This window comes from Oleiphilus sp. HI0067, from assembly GCF_001635735.1.
In genome coordinates this window covers 1-690 of record NZ_LWFI01001533.1, presented here as the reverse complement: position 1 = coordinate 690, position 690 = coordinate 1, and the positions used below count along the sequence as shown (strand labels likewise).

Genomic DNA, 690 nt, shown 5'->3' with positions numbered 1-690 from the left:
TTTGTACTGGTGAATGACCGACTCTACGGATCGACCTCGCTCAATAGTGTCTCGTTGAATACGCCTCAACAAACAAATATCTAATGGCGTATCGACAAAAAATTTAAGATCTAGCACCTCACAGAGGTCGGTGTGCGTGAACAATAAAATTCCTTCCACTACAACAATTGGTGTGGGTTCAATTACTATCGAATCGGCACTTCTGGTGTGTTGAGAAAAATCATAACAAGGCACTTCAACCGATAAGCCCTCTCGAAGCTGCGCGACATGCTCTTTTAATAAATCATGTTCAATCGCATTAGGGTGGTCATAGTTGATTTGCTCGCGCTCTTGCATACTCATATGTGACTGGTCGCGATAGTAATTGTCTTCAGAAATCACTTGTATATACTCGCTAGGAAAACTCTCTTTCAAGTTTTTCGCTAACAAACTTTTTCCTGAGGCAGAAGCGCCTGCTACACCAACCAGTAAAGGCCTTGAGTCGCTCATCACTTATCCTTTATAAAATCACTAAGCCAAACTAAGCCCGATAAATAAACCAGCAATGGTCGCGCTCATCAAGTTTGCCAAGGTAGCCGCCGCCACAGCTCGAATACCTAATTGCGCGACTTCTTGACGACGAGATGGCGCCAAAATTCCCAAACCACCAAGCAGCACAGCGATTGAGGCAAAATTAGCAAACCCACATAA

2 protein-coding genes are annotated in these 690 nt (G+C 43.9%); both read right to left on the bottom strand.

Going from position 1 to position 690, the window contains the following annotated elements; genetic code table 11:
* Nucleotides 1-489: uridine kinase (gene udk, locus A3739_RS25090; RefSeq protein ID WP_068503195.1), on the bottom strand; the 489-nt coding region annotated here is incomplete at its 3' end.
* A 21-nt stretch (nt 490-510) separates the two neighbouring features.
* Nucleotides 511-690: nucleoside transporter C-terminal domain-containing protein (locus A3739_RS25085; RefSeq protein ID WP_304440313.1), on the bottom strand; the 180-nt coding region annotated here is incomplete at its 5' end.